Below are 2,652 nucleotides of genomic sequence, written 5' to 3' on the forward strand. Positions count from 1 at the left end.
GGCTGACACCGAGAAGACCCTCAGCGACGAGCTGCGCCAGGCGGCCCGCCTTGTGCGTGAGAACGCCCGCGGAACAGCCGCTGGGCCGTGGAAGGCAGCCCCTGTCTGGTCGCCCGATGCTGCTGTGACGAGCGCTGTCTACTCCCACGCCTACCCGACTGGGACGCCCGAGTCTGAGGTGGTGGCATCTGGTCAGAAGCGTTACCGAAAGGGCGGGCTGAGGAACCCGTGCAACGCGCGGTGGATCGCGCTGATGAATCCGGACCTGGCGGAGCCTCTCGCCTCCTGGCTGGAGGAGACCGCCCGCAACGCACACAACCACCAGCCTGCCCCCGACTACGTGGAGGGCTTGGACGTGGAGTGGTGTCTCGGCTGCCAGGACGAGGAGTGCGAGGGGCTGCGGAACGTGCGGGCGGCTCTGGCTGTGGCCCGCGCTCTGAACGGGTCCTCCCGGTGATCCGCCACGCTCTGCCCTACCTGTCGTGGCTGTGGCGCCAGCCCGAGGAGCCAGCGGTCGTGTCGGTGGTGCGGGAGGCGGCGGCGCGCACCTTCGGCCCCGGCGGGGATGCCGCTCCGCGCGCCTCTGGAGCCCCTGTGGGGCGCGTAGAGCCCGCTCCCGTCCACGAGTAGCCCCCACCGGTCCCGCGAGGCTTCTGGGGCATCTACAGCCTCGCGGGCCGCTCTGGTGATCGAACTCCAGGGCGGGAAGCAAGCTTCAAGATCACTGTTCGATGGGAGATTCGAACGAATGGACACACTGACAACTTCTCTTGTCGCGGCTAAGGAGGCGTCCTGATGGCCAAGGGCAGCGCCGATCACGTCCGCCGCTACTACCAGGTGCCCGCCAAGCGGGGCGCCCGGATCAAATTCCGAGGCCAGGACGGCACCATCGTCGGATTCCAGGGTGCGGGGCTGCGGGTGCGCCTCGACGATGACCCCAAGCGCATCCACTCCTGCCACCCGACGTGGCGCATCGACTACCTAGATGGGAGGGGTGAGCGGTGATCTGCCGCTTCCTCCGCTGGCTGTCCGAACCCGTCGAGCGTCCGTTCACCCCAGGCTTCACCATCTTGGCCGCCACGCTGGCGACGGCCAGCGCGGCGGCGAGCTTCTGGTTCGCCTGGTACGCACTGGAGACCGGCAACGAGCACGTCCTGCTTGTGGTGCTGGCCTTCCTCGCGCTGGCGCTGTGGGACCTGTTCCGCAGGTTGAGGAAGTCCCGGTGAACGGCTACTCGCCGGCGGGCTGGGCGGGCTGGCCCTTCTTGAACGCGGGGATTCCGTGCTCGTCTCGGATGCGCCGGATGTACGCGCCCTTGAAGGGCGAATCCTCCTCGGCTTCGGCGGGGCGGACGCCGTTGCGGAGGCCGTTGACGATCGCCGCGATCAGCTCCTCCCGCGCCTGCTCGTGGGCCTTCTCGGTGCGGCGGTACTTGCGGGTGGCGGCCCTGATGTCCTCGCGGAGCCTGGCGACTTCCTCGTTCTCCATGCGCACCAATGTAGCGCAAACCTCTTGCGCTAAGCCAGAGATAGCGCTAGCGTGTAGCGCATAAGGAAATCGCAACCAGGGAGCACGAAATGACCGCCACCACCGCCGCCAAGATCCTCGCCTCCGACCCCAACGCCACCCTGCAGGGCCTCATCGACTTCAGCAGCTTCATGGACGCCAAGAGCGAGGACCTGTTCTGGAAGACGGTCCGCGAGATCAACCCCACCCTCTGCCCCGACTGGTAGACCTCCGGGCCCCGAGAGGGGCCCAACCCAGTCCGACCAGCAGACGCCCGGGTGCGAGTCCCGGGATGGACGCCAGACCAAGCCCTTCGACCAAGGAAGCTCGATGACCATCACCCTCGCCCCGACCCCCGTCCGCCTCTCCCACGTGACCCTGCTGGACCGCCTGTACGCGTCGCCCGACTGGCGGCACACCCTCACCCTCGGCCTGTACGCCGACGAGCCGGTGACGACCTTCCGCCGTGTTGAGGGTCCGTTCGCCGGCTACAGCCTGGCTGTCTTCGGCGACGACGACCCCGACGCGGCCCGGATCGCCGCCGGCATCGACGACGGCCAGATGCCCGCCTGCGGTCTCGACATTGACGTCATCGTCGAGGCGATCGACGCCATCGGCGCGATCCTCGCCGAGGGCCGCTCTGGGGCGGCGACGCTGGCCGAGGTGGTCGCCCTGCGGGCGGTGGCCGAGCCGTGGTACGTCGCCGACCCCGACACTCGGCAGACGCTCCGAGCCGTGTGCAGCGGCCGTCCGCTGCAGGTGCTGTCGGACGAGTCGGTGACCCGGCTGCAGCACCTCACCGTGACACTGGCCGGGCTCGCCATGGCCGTCGCCGTGGACGACTTCGCCTGACACCCTTCGGGCCCCGCAAGGGGCCCAACCCCTCTCCCTGATCACCCGCAGACGTAGGAGACCAGATGCCGGACACCCACAAGAGCGCAGATGGGCAGTTCGCCAACGTTGTCTTCGAGCACTGTCGATGGGCGCTCGCGAAGAACCGCCGCTGCCCGTCCGACGCGTGGCCGGTTCGCGAGAGGCTCGCTGTGGCCGTTGTGCTCATGAGCAAGACCTACCTGGACCAGAACGGCTACACGGTGGCGTCGGCGCACCGCCGCCTCTTCGACAGCATGGACCTCTCGGTGGCCG

Annotated in this window: 7 protein-coding genes; 6 read left to right on the forward strand and 1 reads right to left on the reverse strand. The window is 68.7% G+C overall.

Annotated features, from left to right (window positions below):
- The 3 genes from BMX74_RS45290 to BMX74_RS42520 all read left to right on the forward strand — a co-directional run.
- A partial coding sequence (locus tag BMX74_RS45290; protein ID WP_091106151.1) for a hypothetical protein occupies window positions 1-457 on the forward strand: 457 nt, incomplete at its 5' end.
- A 338-nt stretch (window positions 458-795) separates the two neighbouring features.
- Window positions 796-1,005, forward strand: a complete 210-nt coding sequence (locus tag BMX74_RS42515; RefSeq protein WP_091106153.1) for a hypothetical protein — start codon at window positions 796-798, stop codon at window positions 1,003-1,005.
- Entirely contained in the window at window positions 1,002-1,226 is a 225-nt protein-coding gene (locus BMX74_RS42520; protein ID WP_091106155.1) for a hypothetical protein, read from the forward strand. Before BMX74_RS42515 ends, BMX74_RS42520 begins: the two co-directional genes overlap by 4 nt.
- A gap of 4 nt (window positions 1,227-1,230) precedes the next feature.
- On the opposite strand, the gene BMX74_RS42525 is transcribed toward BMX74_RS42520, so the two are convergent.
- Window positions 1,231-1,488: a hypothetical protein gene (locus tag BMX74_RS42525; protein WP_091106157.1), complete on the reverse strand. Its 258-nt coding sequence runs from the start codon at window positions 1,486-1,488 to the stop codon at window positions 1,231-1,233.
- A gap of 89 nt (window positions 1,489-1,577) precedes the next feature.
- Here BMX74_RS42525 and BMX74_RS44785 point away from each other — a divergent pair, with 89 nt between their 5' ends.
- From BMX74_RS44785 to BMX74_RS42535, 3 genes are all read left to right on the forward strand, one after another.
- On the forward strand, window positions 1,578-1,733 hold the full coding sequence (locus tag BMX74_RS44785; protein WP_177227767.1) for a hypothetical protein: 156 nt from the start codon (window positions 1,578-1,580) through the stop codon (window positions 1,731-1,733).
- Between the two features lie 103 nt (window positions 1,734-1,836).
- Window positions 1,837-2,358: a hypothetical protein gene (locus BMX74_RS42530; RefSeq protein ID WP_091106158.1), complete on the forward strand. Its 522-nt coding sequence runs from the start codon at window positions 1,837-1,839 to the stop codon at window positions 2,356-2,358.
- 65 nt (window positions 2,359-2,423) lie between these two features.
- A partial coding sequence (locus BMX74_RS42535) for a hypothetical protein (protein ID WP_091106161.1) occupies window positions 2,424-2,652 on the forward strand: 229 nt, incomplete at its 3' end.

The sequence above is a fragment of the Nonomuraea pusilla genome (assembly GCF_900109355.1).
GTDB lineage: Bacteria > Actinomycetota > Actinomycetes > Streptosporangiales > Streptosporangiaceae > Nonomuraea > Nonomuraea pusilla.

Excerpts from the sequence above, each read along its gene's own strand:
- BMX74_RS42515 (WP_091106153.1), top strand. The coding sequence starts at position 796 with ATGGCCAAGGGCAGCGCCGATCACGTCCGCCGCTACTACCAGGTGCCC.
- BMX74_RS44785 (WP_177227767.1), top strand. The coding sequence starts at position 1,578 with ATGACCGCCACCACCGCCGCCAAGATCCTCGCCTCCGACCCCAACGCC.
- BMX74_RS42525 (WP_091106157.1), bottom strand. The coding sequence starts at position 1,488 with ATGGAGAACGAGGAAGTCGCCAGGCTCCGCGAGGACATCAGGGCCGCC.
- BMX74_RS42530 (WP_091106158.1), top strand. The coding sequence starts at position 1,837 with ATGACCATCACCCTCGCCCCGACCCCCGTCCGCCTCTCCCACGTGACC.